At 42.3% G+C, this 16903-nt stretch carries 18 protein-coding genes; 5 read left to right on the top strand and 13 right to left on the bottom strand.

What is annotated here, in order from left to right; genetic code table 11:
* Window positions 1–155: 155 nt before the first annotated feature.
* Both AC0VZ9_RS05510 and AC0VZ9_RS05505 read right to left on the bottom strand, forming a co-directional pair.
* Window positions 156–329: a hypothetical protein gene (locus AC0VZ9_RS05510; RefSeq protein WP_009334947.1), complete on the bottom strand. Its 174-nt coding sequence runs from the start codon at window positions 327–329 to the stop codon at window positions 156–158.
* Between the two features lie 116 nt (window positions 330–445).
* On the bottom strand, window positions 446–589 hold the full coding sequence (locus tag AC0VZ9_RS05505) for a hypothetical protein (protein WP_019382565.1): 144 nt from the start codon (window positions 587–589) through the stop codon (window positions 446–448).
* 133 nt (window positions 590–722) lie between these two features.
* On the opposite strand from AC0VZ9_RS05505, the gene AC0VZ9_RS05500 reads away from it, so the two are divergent.
* Window positions 723–1223, top strand: a complete 501-nt coding sequence (locus AC0VZ9_RS05500; protein ID WP_475397108.1) for an N-acetyltransferase family protein — start codon at window positions 723–725, stop codon at window positions 1221–1223.
* A 38-nt stretch (window positions 1224–1261) separates the two neighbouring features.
* On the opposite strand, the gene AC0VZ9_RS05495 is transcribed toward AC0VZ9_RS05500, so the two are convergent.
* The 4 genes from AC0VZ9_RS05495 to AC0VZ9_RS05480 all read right to left on the bottom strand — a co-directional run bounded on the left by AC0VZ9_RS05495 (window position 1262) and on the right by AC0VZ9_RS05480 (window position 4753).
* Window positions 1262–1588: an SCP2 sterol-binding domain-containing protein gene (locus AC0VZ9_RS05495; RefSeq protein WP_251173987.1), complete on the bottom strand. Its 327-nt coding sequence runs from the start codon at window positions 1586–1588 to the stop codon at window positions 1262–1264.
* 142 nt (window positions 1589–1730) lie between these two features.
* A complete protein-coding gene (gene ggt, locus AC0VZ9_RS05490; RefSeq protein WP_475397107.1) occupies window positions 1731–3512 on the bottom strand; it encodes a gamma-glutamyltransferase in 1782 nt (593 codons plus the stop codon).
* A 524-nt stretch (window positions 3513–4036) separates the two neighbouring features.
* Complete coding sequence (locus tag AC0VZ9_RS05485) at window positions 4037–4225, bottom strand: hypothetical protein (RefSeq protein ID WP_306219769.1); 189 nt, start codon at window positions 4223–4225, stop codon at window positions 4037–4039.
* A 15-nt stretch (window positions 4226–4240) separates the two neighbouring features.
* Window positions 4241–4753, bottom strand: coding sequence for an acyl-CoA thioesterase (locus AC0VZ9_RS05480; RefSeq protein WP_009334951.1), 513 nt, complete (start codon window positions 4751–4753; stop codon window positions 4241–4243).
* 144 nt (window positions 4754–4897) lie between these two features.
* Between AC0VZ9_RS05480 and AC0VZ9_RS05475 the strand changes: the two genes are divergently transcribed.
* Together AC0VZ9_RS05475 and AC0VZ9_RS05470 are read left to right on the top strand one after the other, a co-directional pair.
* Window positions 4898–5470: a TetR/AcrR family transcriptional regulator gene (locus AC0VZ9_RS05475; protein ID WP_192908282.1), complete on the top strand. Its 573-nt coding sequence runs from the start codon at window positions 4898–4900 to the stop codon at window positions 5468–5470.
* 75 nt (window positions 5471–5545) lie between these two features.
* On the top strand, window positions 5546–6496 hold the full coding sequence (locus AC0VZ9_RS05470) for an SDR family NAD(P)-dependent oxidoreductase (RefSeq protein ID WP_019382570.1): 951 nt from the start codon (window positions 5546–5548) through the stop codon (window positions 6494–6496).
* A 10-nt stretch (window positions 6497–6506) separates the two neighbouring features.
* Here the strand turns inward: AC0VZ9_RS05470 and AC0VZ9_RS05465 are convergent, their stop codons facing one another.
* Window positions 6507–7445 (bottom strand): magnesium transporter CorA family protein, encoded by a 939-nt coding sequence (locus AC0VZ9_RS05465; protein WP_475397106.1) that lies wholly within the window; start codon window positions 7443–7445, stop codon window positions 6507–6509.
* 197 nt (window positions 7446–7642) lie between these two features.
* Here AC0VZ9_RS05465 and AC0VZ9_RS05460 point away from each other — a divergent pair, with 197 nt between their 5' ends.
* Together AC0VZ9_RS05460 and AC0VZ9_RS05455 are read left to right on the top strand one after the other, a co-directional pair.
* Window positions 7643–7906: a hypothetical protein gene (locus AC0VZ9_RS05460; protein WP_258744172.1), complete on the top strand. Its 264-nt coding sequence runs from the start codon at window positions 7643–7645 to the stop codon at window positions 7904–7906.
* Between the two features lie 58 nt (window positions 7907–7964).
* A complete protein-coding gene (locus tag AC0VZ9_RS05455) occupies window positions 7965–8639 on the top strand; it encodes a TrkA C-terminal domain-containing protein (protein ID WP_475397105.1) in 675 nt (224 codons plus the stop codon).
* Window positions 8640–8674: 35 nt separating this feature from the next.
* On the opposite strand, the gene AC0VZ9_RS05450 is transcribed toward AC0VZ9_RS05455, so the two are convergent.
* The 6 genes from AC0VZ9_RS05450 to AC0VZ9_RS05425 all read right to left on the bottom strand — a co-directional run bounded on the left by AC0VZ9_RS05450 (window position 8675) and on the right by AC0VZ9_RS05425 (window position 16872).
* Complete coding sequence (locus AC0VZ9_RS05450; RefSeq protein WP_009334957.1) at window positions 8675–10000, bottom strand: polysaccharide biosynthesis protein; 1326 nt, start codon at window positions 9998–10000, stop codon at window positions 8675–8677.
* 134 nt (window positions 10001–10134) lie between these two features.
* The gene (locus AC0VZ9_RS05445) at window positions 10135–11502 is read right to left on the bottom strand and encodes a YjiH family protein (RefSeq protein ID WP_019382573.1); all 1368 of its coding nucleotides are present in this window, start codon (window positions 11500–11502) and stop codon (window positions 10135–10137) included.
* A 12-nt stretch (window positions 11503–11514) separates the two neighbouring features.
* A complete protein-coding gene (locus tag AC0VZ9_RS05440; RefSeq protein ID WP_475397104.1) occupies window positions 11515–12834 on the bottom strand; it encodes an aspartate aminotransferase family protein in 1320 nt (439 codons plus the stop codon).
* 86 nt (window positions 12835–12920) lie between these two features.
* On the bottom strand, window positions 12921–14297 hold the full coding sequence (locus AC0VZ9_RS05435; RefSeq protein ID WP_475397103.1) for a sigma-54 interaction domain-containing protein: 1377 nt from the start codon (window positions 14295–14297) through the stop codon (window positions 12921–12923).
* Window positions 14298–14527: 230 nt separating this feature from the next.
* On the bottom strand, window positions 14528–16408 hold the full coding sequence (gene abc-f / locus AC0VZ9_RS05430; protein WP_475397102.1) for a ribosomal protection-like ABC-F family protein: 1881 nt from the start codon (window positions 16406–16408) through the stop codon (window positions 14528–14530).
* Between the two features lie 329 nt (window positions 16409–16737).
* Entirely contained in the window at window positions 16738–16872 is a 135-nt protein-coding gene (locus tag AC0VZ9_RS05425; RefSeq protein ID WP_258752638.1) for an RAxF-45 family protein, read from the bottom strand.
* Between the last annotated feature and the right edge of the window lie 31 nt (window positions 16873–16903).

Here is a 16903-nt window from a genome sequence, read left to right as displayed (position 1 = left end):
TCTCCAAATCTAAAAAGGTTACAATATGTATGTTTCCTTATACCCTTTTTGATGCCCTGTAGAAACCAGGCAACCTTAGCTTTTCCCATTTTCAGGAGAAGAAAGCATGATCCGGAAAAAAAGAAGAGCCTTGCTGATAACGCAAAACTCCATGGCTATTGTCCGCCTCCGGTATAATGATTATCACCCATCGTATAATTCGTGCTTTCCCCCGGTTTATCACTTGGGCTGATTCCTTTTTGGATCGTATTATTTATCTTTTTCCTTCTTCGGTCGATCCCATAAGCGAAGGCCAGAGTCGCGATAATTAAACCAAACAGCACTCCCATTCTGCATCCCCCTTTTTATATGTATATTCAATAGGAGTAACCCATTGCTTACTATTCGGGGCGGGAGTCATTTTTCCTTTTTAAAAAGAGAGCTATTCTTCGTAGCTCTCTTAAAACTACTTCCTCATATTCTCCTGGTCCTTCAAACGGTTTTGCTGATCCGGCTTACGCTCCTGATCTTTCAATGACTGTTCTTGTTTCTGCGCGGAATTCTGCCCTTTTACAATATCCTTTAAGTCCTTGCTGTTTTCTTGAGACATTCCAATCCCTCCTGTACTTTTTTTATCCTGTTCCCTTATACAAGCAGAAAAAAACTTTTCTTAAAAAAATGTTAAAGGAGTTTGTCCTGTTAACTAGAATCTAAGGGTTAGGAAAAATAAAGGAGTGTCCAGGATGGAAATTAGGCTTCTGCGTCCAGATGATGCTGAAATCTACAAAGAGATTAGATTGGAAGGGTTAAAAAAGAATCCGGAAGCATTTGGTTCAAGCTATGAGGAGGAAGCCGGGAGGCCTCCTGAAGTGTATGGTGAAAGATTTAAGGGGGATAACTCCTTTCACTTCAGCGCATTTGAAAATGGAAAACTTATAGGTGTAGTCAGTTTAGTACGAGAAACCGGATTGAAAGTAAATCATCGGTCCAATATTTATGCGATGTACGTTACAGAGTCATGGCGTCAGAATGGCGTTGGCAAGTGCCTGGTGGGCAAAGCTGTGGAAAAGGCACGCTCATGGGATGGGGTTGAACAAATCCACCTGGCTGTAATGTCTGAAAATATTCCTGCTAAAAAGCTATATGCTTCTTTTGGCTTCGAGGTTTACGGAAAGGAGAGGCACGCTCTTAAGATTGATGGAAAGTACTATGATGAAGACCTGATGGCACTGTTTTTATCATAAAATAAGGCAGCTTCCTGTTTGAGGGGGCTGCCTTATTATCATTGATATTTCTTTACAATTTCCTGCAGCTTCAGGGCCAGCCCCATTTTACCGTCTACTTTCAGGCTGCCTGTCATAAATGCCATGGTCGTGTTGAGATCATCTTTTAATAACTTAGAAAAGTTTTTGTCTGACAATTTCAGTGTCACTTCAGGCTCATGGGAAGCCCCTTCTTCCACTATGACTTTTCCCTCCTTTAATAAAATCTGGATAGATCCGCTTTCTTCAAGGTCCACCTGAAATACCCGATTTTTCTCATCCTTGATATGAACGGGATCAGCGTTCATTTTATCTGCCAGCTGGTATAATTCATCTTTGACTGCCATGGCATGTTCCTCCTTCTTTTATGAATGCCTGCTTAAATTATATTTCAACAGATAAACATAAATTCCTGCCATAAAATGAACGACTATTCATTTCGCATCAAAAGAATAGCACCTTATTGATAAGGCGCTATTCTCACAAATCTTATTTGCTTTTCCCTTTTCCTTTCAAATCAACACCAATGGCAGCACCATTGCGGCTTGAATCTGCCACACCTTTGAAAATTCCTTTATCCCGGTCGATCAAAATACTTTGGACGTTTCCAATCGTGGTCGGACTCGGACCGAAGCTATGCCCCATCCCTTTTAGCCTATTAATAACTTCTGAAGGAATGCCCTCTTCATAGCGGTAGGAATTCAGATTATTTGTATAGATTCGCGGTTCTTCAACTGCTGCTTTTAGCTCCATGTCATATTCAATGGCGTAAAGGATCGTCTGCAGTACTGATGTTATAATCGTTGGGCCGCCTGGTGAACCGACAGTCAGGACAGGCTCTCCATCTTCAAAGACAATCGTCGGGGTCATCGAGCTTAAAGGCCGCTTGTTTGGCTGGACTTCATTTGCCCCGCCCGGTACGGCATCAAAATCTGTCAGCTCATTATTCAGCATCAGCCCATAGCCTGGAACCATGATTCCTGTTCCGAATACCTGTTCAATCGTTGTGGTATAAGAGACAACATTTCCCCATCTGTCCGTTACAGAAAAATGAGTGGTCTCACCGTATTGGCGGTCATTCGGCTGTTCAGCTGCTTCATAATTGGCTTCACTGTTCTCATATTTCCAAGGATCTCCCGCCTCCGGGCTTGGATTCACTTCATTCAGGCTGATCAGTTCCTGGCGCTCCTTAATATAATCAGGGTGAAGCAGCCCATTGACTGGGACATTTACAAACTCTGGATCTCCTGCATATACGGCGCGGTCTGCATAGGCTAGATGCATGGTCTCAGCAAGCAGGTGATATTTCTCCCAGGATTTTAAATCATATTGTGATAGATTAAAATCATCCAGAATCTTCAGCATCTGCAGCAAAAACACTCCGCCAGAGCTTGGGGGCGGCATGCTCGCAATTTCATACCCCTGGTAATCTCCCCAAATAGGCTCATCAATAGTCACTTCATATCCCGCAAGGTCTTCAGGTGTCATGGATCCGCCAAAATCCTGCACCACACCAGCAAGAGCTTCTGCGATTTTCCCATTATAAAAAGCGTCTGTCCCGCCAGCACGTATCATCTTCAGGGTTTTTGCAAGATCCTTCTGTACTAGACGCTCCCCTTCTTCAATAGGTTCGCCCTTAGGCAAAAACACTTTGCCGGCAGCTGTTCTGCCAAGCTTGTCCTGATTATCGGCAATCGCATCGGCTAATACAGAATCTATTGGGAATCCTTTATCTGCCAGCTTAATGGCAGGGCCGATCAGCTGCTGCATAGGGCGTGTTCCCCATTTTTCAAGGGCCGTTTCCAATCCTTTCAATGTGCCGGGCACACCGACTGCCGTACCGCCAGTTGAACGCTCCGCAAATGGAATCGGCTTTCCGTTTTCATCCAGGAACATATCTGGTGCGGCACCTCCTGGAGCGCGCTCACGGCTGTTAATAATGCTGGTTTCTTTCGTTTTGCCATCATAGACCATCATGAAACCACCCCCGCCAATTCCGGACATCATTGGTTCCACAACATTAAGGGCGAATTGGACTGCGACAGCCGCATCGATGGCATTACCGCCATTTTTCAAGACATCTGCCCCAATTTTTGATGCCAGTGGATGGGCTGAAGCCACCATTCCGTCCTTGCCAACATCAACCTGGCTATAGCCGCCATAGCCATCATCAGGCTTCGGCTTTTTCGCCTGCCCGGTTAAAGGCATGGTTCCGGCAACTAGTAAAATACTTAAAAGCATTAGGACACTAGCTTTCAAAACTCTTCTCATATTCATCCTCCTTCAGTTATGTTATACACGTCTAACTTAAGAGGAAGGAAAAGGATTATCAAGGAATAAGAGTTAATATTCTGAAAGTTAAATCTATTTTACTAGATTATGTGATACAAGCTAGGAAGAAATGAGGAGTTTATTTTTTAAAAGCAAGAATTTCTTCAACTCTGCAATCCCCAGCTCTGCAGAGGTTTCAACGTATCCGACAATCTGCTGAAATATAAACACTTCAAGGGGCTTCTCAGCGTCCTTTTTATCGTATTCAAATTCGTTTTAAACAAATGGAAGAAATAAGCTGACTTGTTTGGAAGAAATCTCTTCTAAGTCTGGCAGGTTCAAATTTCATAGGGCCGTAATGTCCAGAGAGCTTTGCATTACACAGGCGAAAATCATTATGATAGCGGGTAAGACCTCGTCATCTTTTTCCATTCTGTTTTTCAGCCTGGGAAGATAGAATCCTGTCAGCCAGACATGGTCTGCAATTAAGTGGATGTAATAGCCGAGGATGTAAGGTGAATGACTTATATTCCTGTATTTATAAACAATACTCTTATAATCATCCGTTCTCCCTTTATAAAAATGGGAAAGATCCCTTTGGGAGAAACAGCGTCTGGTGCTATTCCCCCCAATAAAAAAGCTGCTCTGTCCTCTATTTTCATTCTGGATGCAATTTCATTGTTGATGATGCTATGCATCACTTTGGAACCCATTATTCTCCCCCTTATTTACCAGGGCAGACCTGTACCGTATGTCTTTGCCCTGGCTTCACTGTCCTTTCTCCGTTTTTTGCGAATTTCCGCACGTTCTTTTGCTGATTCATATAAGCTCTTTTCTTCATCTGTCTCAGGCACAACCGCCGGCACCGGGGTCGGCTTTCCATTCTCGTCAACCGCAACCATTGTCAAAAAGGACATAGCACACACATTTCGGTCCCCGGTCAGCAGGTCTTCTGCAATTACTTTTACAAAGATCTCCATTGATGTCCGGCCTGTATAGGTCACAAAGGCCTCCAGGCAGACTGAGTTGCCTTCATAAACCGGATGAAGAAAGTCAACAGAATCTGTAGAAGCGGTTACGACATTTCTTCTCCCGTGCCTCATCGCCGCGATGGCTGCCACATCATCAATATAAGCCATTAGCTTGCCGCCAAATAGTGTTCCATATGTATTCGTGTCTGGCGGAAGCACAATGCTTGTTTTTACCGTAAAAGATTCTCTGCATGTTTTTGTTTCATTCATGTTGTTCCCTCCTGTTTTATTAAAGCATATCAAAAGCTGATGGCTAATTAAAATTATTTGGATAGATAGTAAAAAAACATTGCCAAAAATATCCTATCATCATATAATTTTATTGACCAGTGTTCAATAACGAAAGGTGATTCCATGAGTCCAAGAAAATCAGCCCATGACGAACTAACAAAAGAAGCCATTATTTCTGTAGCACGTGACCTGTTTGTTCAGGAAGGATATGCCGCAGCATCCATGAGAAAAATTGCGGACACCCTTCAGTGCAGCCATGGTGCCATCTATTATCATTTCAAAAACAAGGCTCAATTATTTTATGAAATTGTTGAAGCCGATTTTCAAAAACTTGATCAAGTCCTCGCCAGTGTCCTGAGAGAATCTGCAGATAGCAATGAACAAAAGCTTTTCAGCATTTTTTACCGTTATATACAATTTGGCCTGACCCATCAAAAGCATTATGAGCTGATGTTTTTAATTCGTGATGATGATGTGAAAGGCTATCTAAATGAAGGGCCAAACAAAAGCTACCTGCATTTTGCACAAGCGGTTAATTCACTCGCTCCCAACTCTCTCTCCATAAAGGATATTTGGTCTGTATTTCTAAGTCTGCACGGCTTTGTCACACATTATTGCAGAACGGAAACCACATTTGAAGAAGTGAAGGAACTCGCCTCTTCACATGCCCAATTTTTAATAAAAGCAATTTGTTAAAGAAATGTTATCGCATTTCTTTCATTTTTCCACTCAATTGAACAGTGGTCAATTAAATAAAAAGGATGATGACAAATGATGAAAACAGCTGCAGTATTAGGAGCAACAGGCGGAATGGGCTATGCTTTGACAGAAGCATTATGCCGCAGAAATATTAAAACTATCGCTTTTGCAAGGTCTAACGAAAACCTTCTTAACTTTAAAAAAAGCTGGGGACAAAATGCTGTTATCCATGCTGGTGATGCCTTGAATCCAGATGATGTTGAGAAAGCAGTGTCCGAAGCAGATGCAGTGTTCCATGCCATCAATATCCCTTACCCGGACTGGGATCCCACACTCTCAATTATCTTAAATAATATCCTGCAGGCCTGCAGCAAACATCATAAGCCTTTTATATATGCTGATAATATATACTCCTATGGTCTTCAATCCAGCCCTGCAAACGAAGTTTCTCCCAAGAATCCGCACACGAAAAAAGGCATGCTGCGCCAGGACTTGATTGAGACTATTAAAAGATCAGGGGTACCATATATCATTGCCCACTTCCCTGACTTTTACGGTCCTCATACAGGAAACACACTCTTACACTATACTCTCAGCCAAATTATTGAAAAGAATAAGGGCATGTTTGTCGGCAAAACCAATATACCGAGAGAATTCATTTTCATTAAAGATGGAGCAGAAGCATTAGCCGAGCTTGCATTGAATGAAAACTCATATGGTGAAGCTTGGAATATCCCTGGTGCAGGAACCATTACCGGAGAAGAAATAGCCAGTATTGTATCTCAGCATCTTAGCAGAGGCGTTTCCTTCAGACCTGTCCATAAATGGATGATACGTGCAATCGGCCTATTTGATCCCATGATGAGAGAATATACAGAATTGATGTATTTGAATCAGACACCTGTTATATTGGACGGCAGTAAATATGAAGCGAGAATTGGCACTCTTCCTAAAACATCATACGAGGCTGGGATTAAAGTAACACTGGATCATTTACTAAACGAAAGGAATGCCGCATTCTAACGGCATTCCTTTATTTGAAGAATGAATTCTTCTTTTTTCCCCTTAGGATATCACCCATCCAGCCTTTTTTAATAAGCATGATATAGAGGGCTGCGGTAGAAGCGATGATTATGATAATGGAGAACAAATACCCATACTTCCATTCCAGTTCAGGCATAACTTTGAAGTTCATACCCCAGAGCGCTCCCCATGTTGCGATCGGAGTCATAAGGGTGGTAATGACCGTGAGTGTCTTCACGATTTCATTTCCCCGGTGCATGGATACCATTTCTTCAAAATTAACCAGGTCATCAATTTCCTGCTGATACTCCCGCACCAGCGTATAGCCCCTTTCAATTCGCTTGCACGTTCTTTTAAATTCAGTTCCATCGGTGACACCTTCACCAAACGTCTCTTCTACCCCCAGCCTGATTTCCTTAACAGGAATCATGATATTCTTCCAAACCAGGATCTGGTGGCGGAGCTCATAGATTTCCTCCAGGCGGTTAATATTATTTTTCTCTTTTATTTTCCATAGCAGCTCATTTAATCGTACTTCAAACTTATCAATCTTCTGGATGTTATCACTTAGGATCTCGCCTAAAATCACGAAAAATCCATCAATGGCATTATGGGTATAATCCATTTTTTTTAATAGCAATGAATCATCAGACTGAATGACAGATGAATCAAAGCTGACAGTGATGAGAAAATCCCTTGTCAGAAAATAGTGGAACAAACTATTTTCATGCTGCTCTTTGACTTTCTGCTGATATATGAGGGAACCGCTTAGAAATTCCTTTTCACGTTCTGAAGTATCTATTTTCATTACATTTGTTCGGTTCTCGGAAGTATTCTTGGCCCATTCCTGTAAAACCTCTTTATAGTCGCCAGCCTCATTAAACTCTATTTCATCCAGATGATCGTAACGGTACCATTTCCAATTATCTTCACTATATTCTTTTTCCATCCCCATCTTCCTCCTGGAATCCTATTCCTTTTTAATAAATATTTCCCCTCTAACGGCCTCAATAAAACCATGTAGAAGGGGTAATTATTTCTATTGCTGGAAACAATGTTATTAAGACTAAATGTTTGCATTTCAATATGCCGGGTAAATAAACACCAAGACATACAAATCCAATTATTTGAAGGAGGAGCATAATCATGAATTCTCGTCCGTTAAATCCATATCTATTAGCCGGTGTTGGCATTACAAGTATTTTATTGTTGGCAAGCAAAAATAATCGAAATAAGGTTCAGTCTCTTGCAGTTAAGATGAAAGGCATGCTTCCGAACCGATTTATAAATGATACGGTGCCTGAAGAAAAACTTGGCCACCCGGACCCGCATAATATTGAAGATAATAAAATGGTTGACGAAGGTGCCATGTATTCAGTGAATTACTATAACGAAACCGTACAGCAATGACCTAAGGACTGGCTTCCTTAGGTTTTTTACATAATTCTAAATTTTCGGAGGAAGCAAGATGGGCGTTCTTTTCATCCTGATTTATTTGGGAATCGTTTTGGCTGTTATCGAAATTCATACGCTGATCTTCACATATACCGGGCTGGATAAGCCTATTGCGAGATTTCAGGTGATCAGCATGCTGACAGGAACCGGTTTTACAACCGGGGAATCTGAACTGATTATCGACCATCCAATCCGCAGAAGGTTCGGAGCCTTTTTAATTTTATTTGGCGCCTTTTCATTGGCAGTAATCATTTCGGCAATCAGCAGCATCCTCTCAGATGAATTCTTTACTGCCAAGATCTCGGTCGTGGCCGCTGTCCTGATCCTGGTTATTTTTATATTAAAGATGCCTAAAGTGCGCGATTATCTTTCGGGGAAACTGGAGCATGAGCTCGAAGAACATTATGATTTTCGCGATCTCCCGATAAGAGAAGCGCTGCTTACGGATGATACGGATCATGTATTGGACCATACCATCAATGAATCATGCGATTTCATTGGTAAAGAATTAAGGGAATTGATTGAAGATGACCAAGATATTAATGTGCTGTACATCCAAAGAGGTGAAATAAAGATCAGAAAAGACCGGCTTATCACTGAGCTTCAGGAGGGAGATCATATCATCCTGTACGGAGATGAACAAACGATTGAGAGCAAATTCGGGGAAAAAAATGAGGACAAAAAATAAAGCATCTGCCCATGACGGGAGATGCTTTCTCATTTTCAATTAAACTGCTTGGCTGGCGATAGATAGAGTGTCAGGCCAATTTTCCTGCATACTGTTACATAATGCATCATGGCCAGGAGGACAGCTCCCATATTCATGCCCATTATGATACCATCCATCTGCAGGCTGTGCATGGATCCAAGCACGAACATGGCTGTAAATGAAACAACAGTTGACCATACTGAATGATAAAACGCATCTTTCATGAGGCCCAGGCCGATTAAATAGGCCTGCATCGGGATAATGAAAAAGTGGAGCAGAAAAAATGGCCACAGCAGCTGTAAATAAACGGCTGCATCTGTGGAGTGGAAAAACACCTCGGTCAGCGGCCGTGCAAAAAAATAGAAAAGAACGACCGATGGGATCCCGTATAAAAAGGTGACAAAGAACACCTGCTGAAGAAGTCTCCGAAGCTCCTCCAGATTTTTATCCGCATATTCTTTGGAGACTGTCGGAATCAGCATGATTAAAAATGAATGGGCAATAAAGGATGGGAAAAAACCGATCGTCATGGCGACACCAGCAAGCATTCCAAAATGTTCTGTTGCGACTTCGCCCGGCACTCCTGCCTTTAAAAGCGCCCCCTTAATCAAGAATGGCTGAACAGCATGTGTCAGGGCATGGAAAACTCTCAAAGCAGTCGTCGGCACTGAAACAGAGATTAAGTTCTGCCTGACACTACTTCCGCTTACAAACTCAGATGGCTCTTTTTTAATACGGTGATACTGGATAATAAACATATTCAGCAAATAGAGAAAAACAACAATCTCACTTCCTACAAACGTACAAAATGCAATAAAGACTGCTGTATTGACATCAAATTGAAAGGCCTGATAAAGAACCACGAGCAGAAGGAGCTGAACGGATTTGCGCAGAAAATTGGAGGCTGCAATTTTCCCCATTTGATGCTTGCCCATGAAAAAGCCTCTGGCAATTGAGGAAAAAGACACGATTGGGATGAACCCGATCACAACCCATCTCAGGAGCGGATGGTACTCATTAAAGACACTGACAAACGGAATGATTGCCGCTGCAATCGGAACCAAAACCGCTGTAAAGATAATGGTCAGCTTGATAACATGATGGAGCATACTGAGATGATACCTTTTATCCTTTTCAGCTATGAACTTGGAAATAGAGATTGGAAGCTCAAAACTGGCCAGCAGCACAATTAGAAATATGGTCGGCAAAATCGACATGTACATGCCGAGTCCCCTCTCCCCCAGTTCCCGGGCAAGCACCATATTTACCACAAACTCTATACATTCGCTTGCAAAAGCAGCCAGTGCAAGCAATATGACTCCTTTGAAGAATTTACTCATTGCGCCTCTCCTTATATAATGCAGATTCTATATAAGATATGAGACATGCCCCAATAATATATTGCCCTTTTTGAACTTTTAAGAAAATTAATATAACGAAAAGGAGGGCAGGCTACCTGCCACCCTCCTTCCAACTAAAATACAAAAACATGTGCAATCAGTACAATAACAGGTAACGTAATAACCGTTCTTTCAATAAAGATAACGAATAAATCCAAAAAGCTCAGCGGAATGTTTGAACGCAGGATCAGGATCCCGATTTCAGACATGTATACTAATTGTGTTAATGACAAGCCCGCCACGACAAATCTTGTCAGCTCGCTCTCAATCCCGCTTCCGATAACGGCAGGAAGGAACATATCAGCAAAGCCAACAAGCATAGTTTGTGCTGCTGCTCCTGCTTCCGGCAATTGCATAAACTCCAAAACAGGAATGAGCGGGTATGAAATAAACTCAAATACAGGCGTGTATTCCGCAATAATCAGGGCTGCTGCTCCCAAGCTCATAACAAGCGGAATCAGACCCATCCAAATATCTAAAACGGTTTCGATCCCATTGGTTAATAGCTTTTTGGGACCCGGGGCATTCCTGGCTTTATCAATTGCCTGCTCCCATCCCCATTTCAATTTCGAAACCCCTTCCGGAATGGTTTCATCAATCTGCTGTCCTACTGGCTCATAATAGGTATCCGGCTTCCGGGATAATGGCGGAATTCTAGGCATAATCAATGCTGCCACGACACAAGCTGCAGAAACGGTTAAATAAAAGGGAATGAATAAATGCCCAAGGCCAACCACATTCGCAACAACAAGACTGAAAGCAACTGATGCAATCGAAAAGGTCGTCGCAATGACCGCTGCTTCTCTTTTTGTATAAAAGCCTTCATCATATTGCTTCGTGGTAACCAAAACACCTACAGTTCCGGCGCCCATCCAGGACGCAAGGCAATCGATGGATGACCGTCCGGGAAGTGTAAAAAATGGTCTCATAAATTTTTGGACAAGTGCCCCAATGAATTCCATTAATCCAAATTCCACTAAAAGCGGCAGAAGGATGCCGGCAAAAAGGAACCACGTAAGCAAAACGGGAGCCAGGTCATAAAGAACCACTCCGCCTGTATTCCGTGACCAGATAAATTCTGGCCCGATCTCAAACAAAGTCATGATTCCTGCTGCGAATCCAAGAATTCTCATGGTTAATCCAAACTTGCCGGTATCAAATAATCCTTTTAAAAACTTATTATCCAGTATAAATGCCGGTTTTGCTGCTTTTGTCAGGATGGAAAGAAAAACCGATACTCCTAAAATGAAAATGATAATGGCAGGCATCTGCTCATTGAACGCATTACCTACTAGTGATGCTAAAATACCAACACCAATGGTTACGTCTCCCTGAAATTTAACTGGAACCAGAAATAGGAGCGACCCAATTAATGATGGAATGATAAATTTCCAATACTCTCCTGTGACAGCCTGCGGCTTAACCCTTGTCTCAGCTTTCATTCTCATACCTCCTTATGAATTGGAAACAACTGCTTCATGCTCTGTAAGTGCTTCTTCCAATACTTTCAGTCCCTGGTCGATTTGCTCCTTTGTTACGATAAGCGGCGGAATCATCCGAATCACTTCCCCTGAATTTCCGCAGAGATAGAAGAGGACGCCTTTATCAAGTGAAGAGTTCAGAATATCCATTACCGCTTTTCCATCCGGTTTTCCGGTTTGCGGATCGATTATTTCAATGCCAATCATCAGGCCCAGCCCTCTGACACTGCCAATTGCAGGATGTTCGGCTTTTAAATCCTGTAATTTCTTTAATGCATACTCTCCCATCTGCTTTGCGTTTTCCAAAAGATTCTCCGTTTTTAGTATTTCAAGAGAAGCTAAAGCTGCAGAGCAGGCAATCGGATTTCCGCCGAAGGTTGTTCCATGGGCACCCAGCGGCCATTTTTCCATCAGTTCTTTTGATGCTGCAGTTGCGCTTAAAGGCAGCCCTGCCGCGATTCCTTTTGCAATCGCCATGATATCCGGCACAACATCAAAAGCCTGAGCGGCAAACCATTCTCCAGTACGCCCAAAGCCTGTTTGCACTTCATCAAATATCAGCAGGATTCCATGCCGGTCACATATTTCCCTGATCTTCAGCATCCATTTCTTCGGAGGAATGATATAGCCTCCTTCTCCTAAAACCGGTTCAATGATCATGCAGGCAACCTCTTCAGGGTCCACCTGATGCTTGAACAGGGTTTCAGCATCCTTTTCCAGCTTTCTTGGGAAGTACTCCTCAGGATCTTCACCAAAAGGGCAATCGCGCTCATCCGCATATGGAAGCTGATAGGTCAGCCAGGACGGCTGCTGAAACTTGCGGTATTTGCTCTTCGATGTAGATACACTGAGTGCCCCCATCGACCTTCCATGGAAACAGCCTGTAAAGGAGATAACATAGGGCCTCCGCGTAACATACTTTGCCAATTTAATTGCACCCTCAATTGCCTCTGTCCCGCTGTTTGCAAAGAAAAAGCAATCCAGATTTCCCGGCGTAATTTTTCCAAGTTCATCTGCGAGCCGCAAAATCGATTCATAGATGATAACGCCTGACGGGCCGTGCACCAAATGATCTGCACTGTCTTTAATGGCCTGTACAACCTTTGGATGTCGATGTCCCACATTTTCCACTGCGATGCCTGATGTAAAATCCAAATACTCTTTTCCGTCGACTCCGTAGTAATAGCAGCCTTCCGCCTTGACCACCGGCAAATTCGGGTGGTCCTTTGCCATGCTTGGTGCCAATAAGTTTGAAATATTTCCGACAAGATGACCCCAATTTTCTTCGTTCATACTAACCCCTCCTGAATCCTGCATTAGATGTAAATGCTATATTTGCTCTGCTATTCTTTAATGCAATATTCATGCCAAAGTATGTATTAACAATCATATTTTTTTAATTTTCTTACTACTGAAGGCTGACTGATCCCCAGGGCCCCCGCTATTTCAGTAGTGGTTCGGTAACGCTTCCTTGCATTGATTAATACTTTCCTCTCTACCTCTTCCAAAACAGCAGGAAGAGATTGTCCCTCATAATCTATAAAACCATCTTTTTTTCCTTGCATATGGTATTCATAAGGCAGGTCCTCTTTCGTGATCATCAGGCTGGTGCTTGTCACGATAAGCCGTTCCATCAGGTTTTCAAGTTCTCTTACGTTCCCCTTCCATTCCAGCTGCAGCAAGTGATCGACCAGGGGTCTTTCGAGCTGCCTTTCCCGATTATGCCGTTTGGAGATAGAGTGAAGAAAATAATGAATGAGCGCAAACAAATCCTCTTTCCTCTCCCTTAAAGGCGGTATCTTCAATGGCACCACATTCAGCCGGAAAAATAAGTCCTGCCTGAAATCCTTGGATTCAACTGCTTTTTCGAGATCCTTATTTGTAGCCGCAAGGAGCCGAAAGTCTGCCTGAACAGGCTTTGTTCCCCCCACTCTATAAAACTGCTTGTCTTGTATGAATTTCAGCAGCTTTGCCTGCAGATGGGCTGAAAGTTCGCCAATTTCATCAAGAAATAGCGTGCCTCCTTTTGCCATTTCAGCAAATCCCATTTTGCCTTTATTCTTTGCCCCTGTAAAAGCACCGCCTTCATACCCGAAAAACTCAGCTTCAAAGATGGATTCCGGAATGGCACTGCAGTTTACTTCTATGAAGGGTCCGTCTTTTCTTGTACTGTTTTGATGAATCCATTTAGCGAGAGCCGATTTTCCGACACCTGATTCACCCAGGAGCAGGACTGTGACATCTACATCCCGGATTCTTCTGATGGTTTCGGCTATATTTCTCATCGCCAGACTGTCAGCTATCATGCCATCCATTTTGATGCTCTTATTGCGCAGGAGATCCAGCTCGCTCTTCACCCTGGCCATTTCTTCTTCAACACTGTTCAGGTATTCCTTTATAACAAGAAGCTCTGAAACATCGTAGGAATAGCTGACAATATGATCGATTTTTCCTGTTTCATTGAATACCGGAATACCAGTAACCAGAATCTTTTTGCCTGAGCCGGCTTTTTGCACAAGAATGACTTTTTTCTTTTTCTTTAATACTTCAGGAGTAATCGCAGGCTTAAAGACCCCTTTTCTTTCCAGATCATAAACAGATTCGCCAAGGAGAGATTCAGGTTCAACACCATAATGACTGCCGCTGCCTTTACTGACTTTTATAATTATGCCGTCTGCATTAGTAACCATAATGTCTTCTTCCATTGAAGATATGACTTCTTTGTCATTATTCCAATCCATGAAAAAGCTGTTCATTTGGGTCCTCCGAAAAAATTATTCAATATTGAATAGCGGTTCTTCTTTTGAAAGATCTTATTATTAAAAGAAAATCTCGTGAAATTATTCAGATTTAAATAATTATTCAAATTTGTATATTACTATACAGGAAATAGATGAAAACTGAAAGGTTTATTTGAAAAAAATTTATATTCATTCGATAAAATGCATAAAAAAAGGCTAACTCATTTGTTAGCCTTAACTTTTCTTTATAAAATAGCATCCAATTTCCTGTACAGCTCTTCCCTCTTCTTTTCAAGCTCTTCTTTTTCATTATAAAATGTTTGCAGTTTCTCCAGGTCCATTTCCGATTCCAGAACCGTTTCTAATTTCATAAGAGTTGTTTCAAGTTGTTCAATTGCGTTTTCCAATTCCTCTGTTTCCTGCACTTTATCCTTTTTTTTCGGAGAAACAGCTGCTATTTTAGCCTTTTTCACAGGAGGAACTTCCATCACTGCTCTCCACTTCTCCTCCATTTTCTTTCTGGCCCGATCATAATTCCCTTCATAGTAATGAAGTTCTTTTTGATCAATCCAGTATATTTTGCTGAATATTCGATTGATAAAGTAACGGTCATGGGAGACAGCCAAAATGGTTCCATTGAATTCTTCCAATGCCTCTTCGAGCACCTCTCTAGATTCGATATCAAGATGATTGGTCGGTTCATCAAGAATAAGAAAGTTAATGTCCCTGTGCATAAGCTGAGCCAGCCGAAGCCTCATTTTTTCACCGCCGCTCAATTGTGAAACTTTACGAAAAACAGTGTAGCCATAAAAGAGGAAACCGGCCAGAATATGGCGTGCCTCTCCCTCTGTTACAGCAAGCCCTTCCCTAAAGGCGTCCATCACCGATTGATCATCTGCATCTGCGAAAACATGCTGTGACAAATAGCCGACTTTCAGGTTGCTCCCTCTCCGAATTTCCCCAGTATCAGGTTCTAGCTCTCCCAGGATCATTTTGACCAAAGTCGATTTTCCTGACCCATTATCCCCCACAATAGCTGTCCGGTCGCGGAATTGGATGTGCATGCTGACGTTTTGGAATAAGTGCTTACTCCCAAAAGACTTGCTTACTTCTTTCATCAAGACCACATCTTTTCCGCTCCGTTCAGATGCTTCAAGATCCATATTCATTTTTTTGCGGTTTAATACAGGCCGGTCCAGCTTCTCCATCCGATGGAGGGCTTTTTCCATGCTGCTTGCCCGTTTATGAAGGCCAGCGTTAGGCGGAGTGCATTGATTGGCCCACTCTCTTAACCTCTTGATGGCTTCCTTCATCTTCTTGATTTTCTTTTGCTGCTCCTCATATTGCTGAAACTCTCTCATTAGCCTTTCTTCTTTCTCTTTTACAAAGCCTGAATAGTTTGTCTGGTAAAGAGTGATCTCTCCATCTTCCAAATCCAGAATCCTGCCGGCCGTTTCATCTAAAAAATAGCGATCATGTGAAATGAGCACTACGGTCCCTTCATAACTCTTTATAAAATCAGCCAGCCATTCCACTGCCTTAATATCCAGGTGGTTGGTCGGCTCATCCAGCAGAAGCAGATTCGGGCTTTTCAGGAGCATGTGGGCGAGACATACCTTTGTTTTTTCACCACCGCTTAGAATGCTGAAATCCTTGTTCAGAAGACTGCTGATATCAAGGCCATTAGAGATGCGTTCTATCTGGCTATCCATTTCATAACCATTGTTCAGTGCAAACTGATCCTGCAGCTCTCCATACTCTCCAATAAGTTTATTTAATTGATCCGGAACATTTTCATTTGCCATTTGCTGTTCCATTTTCTTCATTGTTTTTTCCATCTCCAGCAGATAAGTAAAAGCTGTTTTTAAAACATCAATTGCCTTCATACCTGCAGGATAGTCCGGGATTTGTGCCAGATAGCCAATCTCACACCCTTTTCGCCAATGAATCTTGCCTGTATCCGGGACTTCTGCTCCAGCCAGCAATTTAAACAGAGTCGTTTTTCCGCTTCCATTTCTTCCTGTCAAACCAACCCTGTCCCTCTCATGAATTTCAAAGCATATATTTTCAAACACGGTATTTCCGCCGTAACTTTTTCCGACTTGCTGTGCGCTGCATGCGATCATAGATATTTCCTCCACATTTATAAAAATATACATAAAAAAACCATAGGAAACATACTCCTATGGCCTGGGTAAAATCTGATAAAATGAAGCTTTCACTGGACGATTTTCTGCTCACAGTTAGCTGTACGGCAATGCGCCGGCCACTCAGCTGCTGCCAAAATGCGGCTGCTTTATACTGAGTTCATTTAATCGGACTTTTATCGGAAGCTTGGTGCAACAAGATTTCTTAATCTTGCTGCGAAGCTTACCGCAATGAAACGGGATAAAAAAAAAGAGAGCTTGAAGAAGCTCCCTTCACCGTTCTATATAATGGCGTAAAAGAGATGTTCTCACTGTTTTGTTTTCATATGAAATTTGCTAAAAAAGGACAGACTTGTCCCGTTAACAGCAAAACCATGAAAAATCGCACGGTAAATTGTCAGGAATTCAATCCATTCACCTCGTGCCAAAACAGTTCCACTCATCTCTTCTCCACCTCCATTTCAAATAAGTTAG

The sequence above is a fragment of the Cytobacillus sp. QJM3NY_8 genome, assembly GCF_056173585.1.
This window is presented reverse-complemented; position numbering and strand designations above follow the sequence as displayed.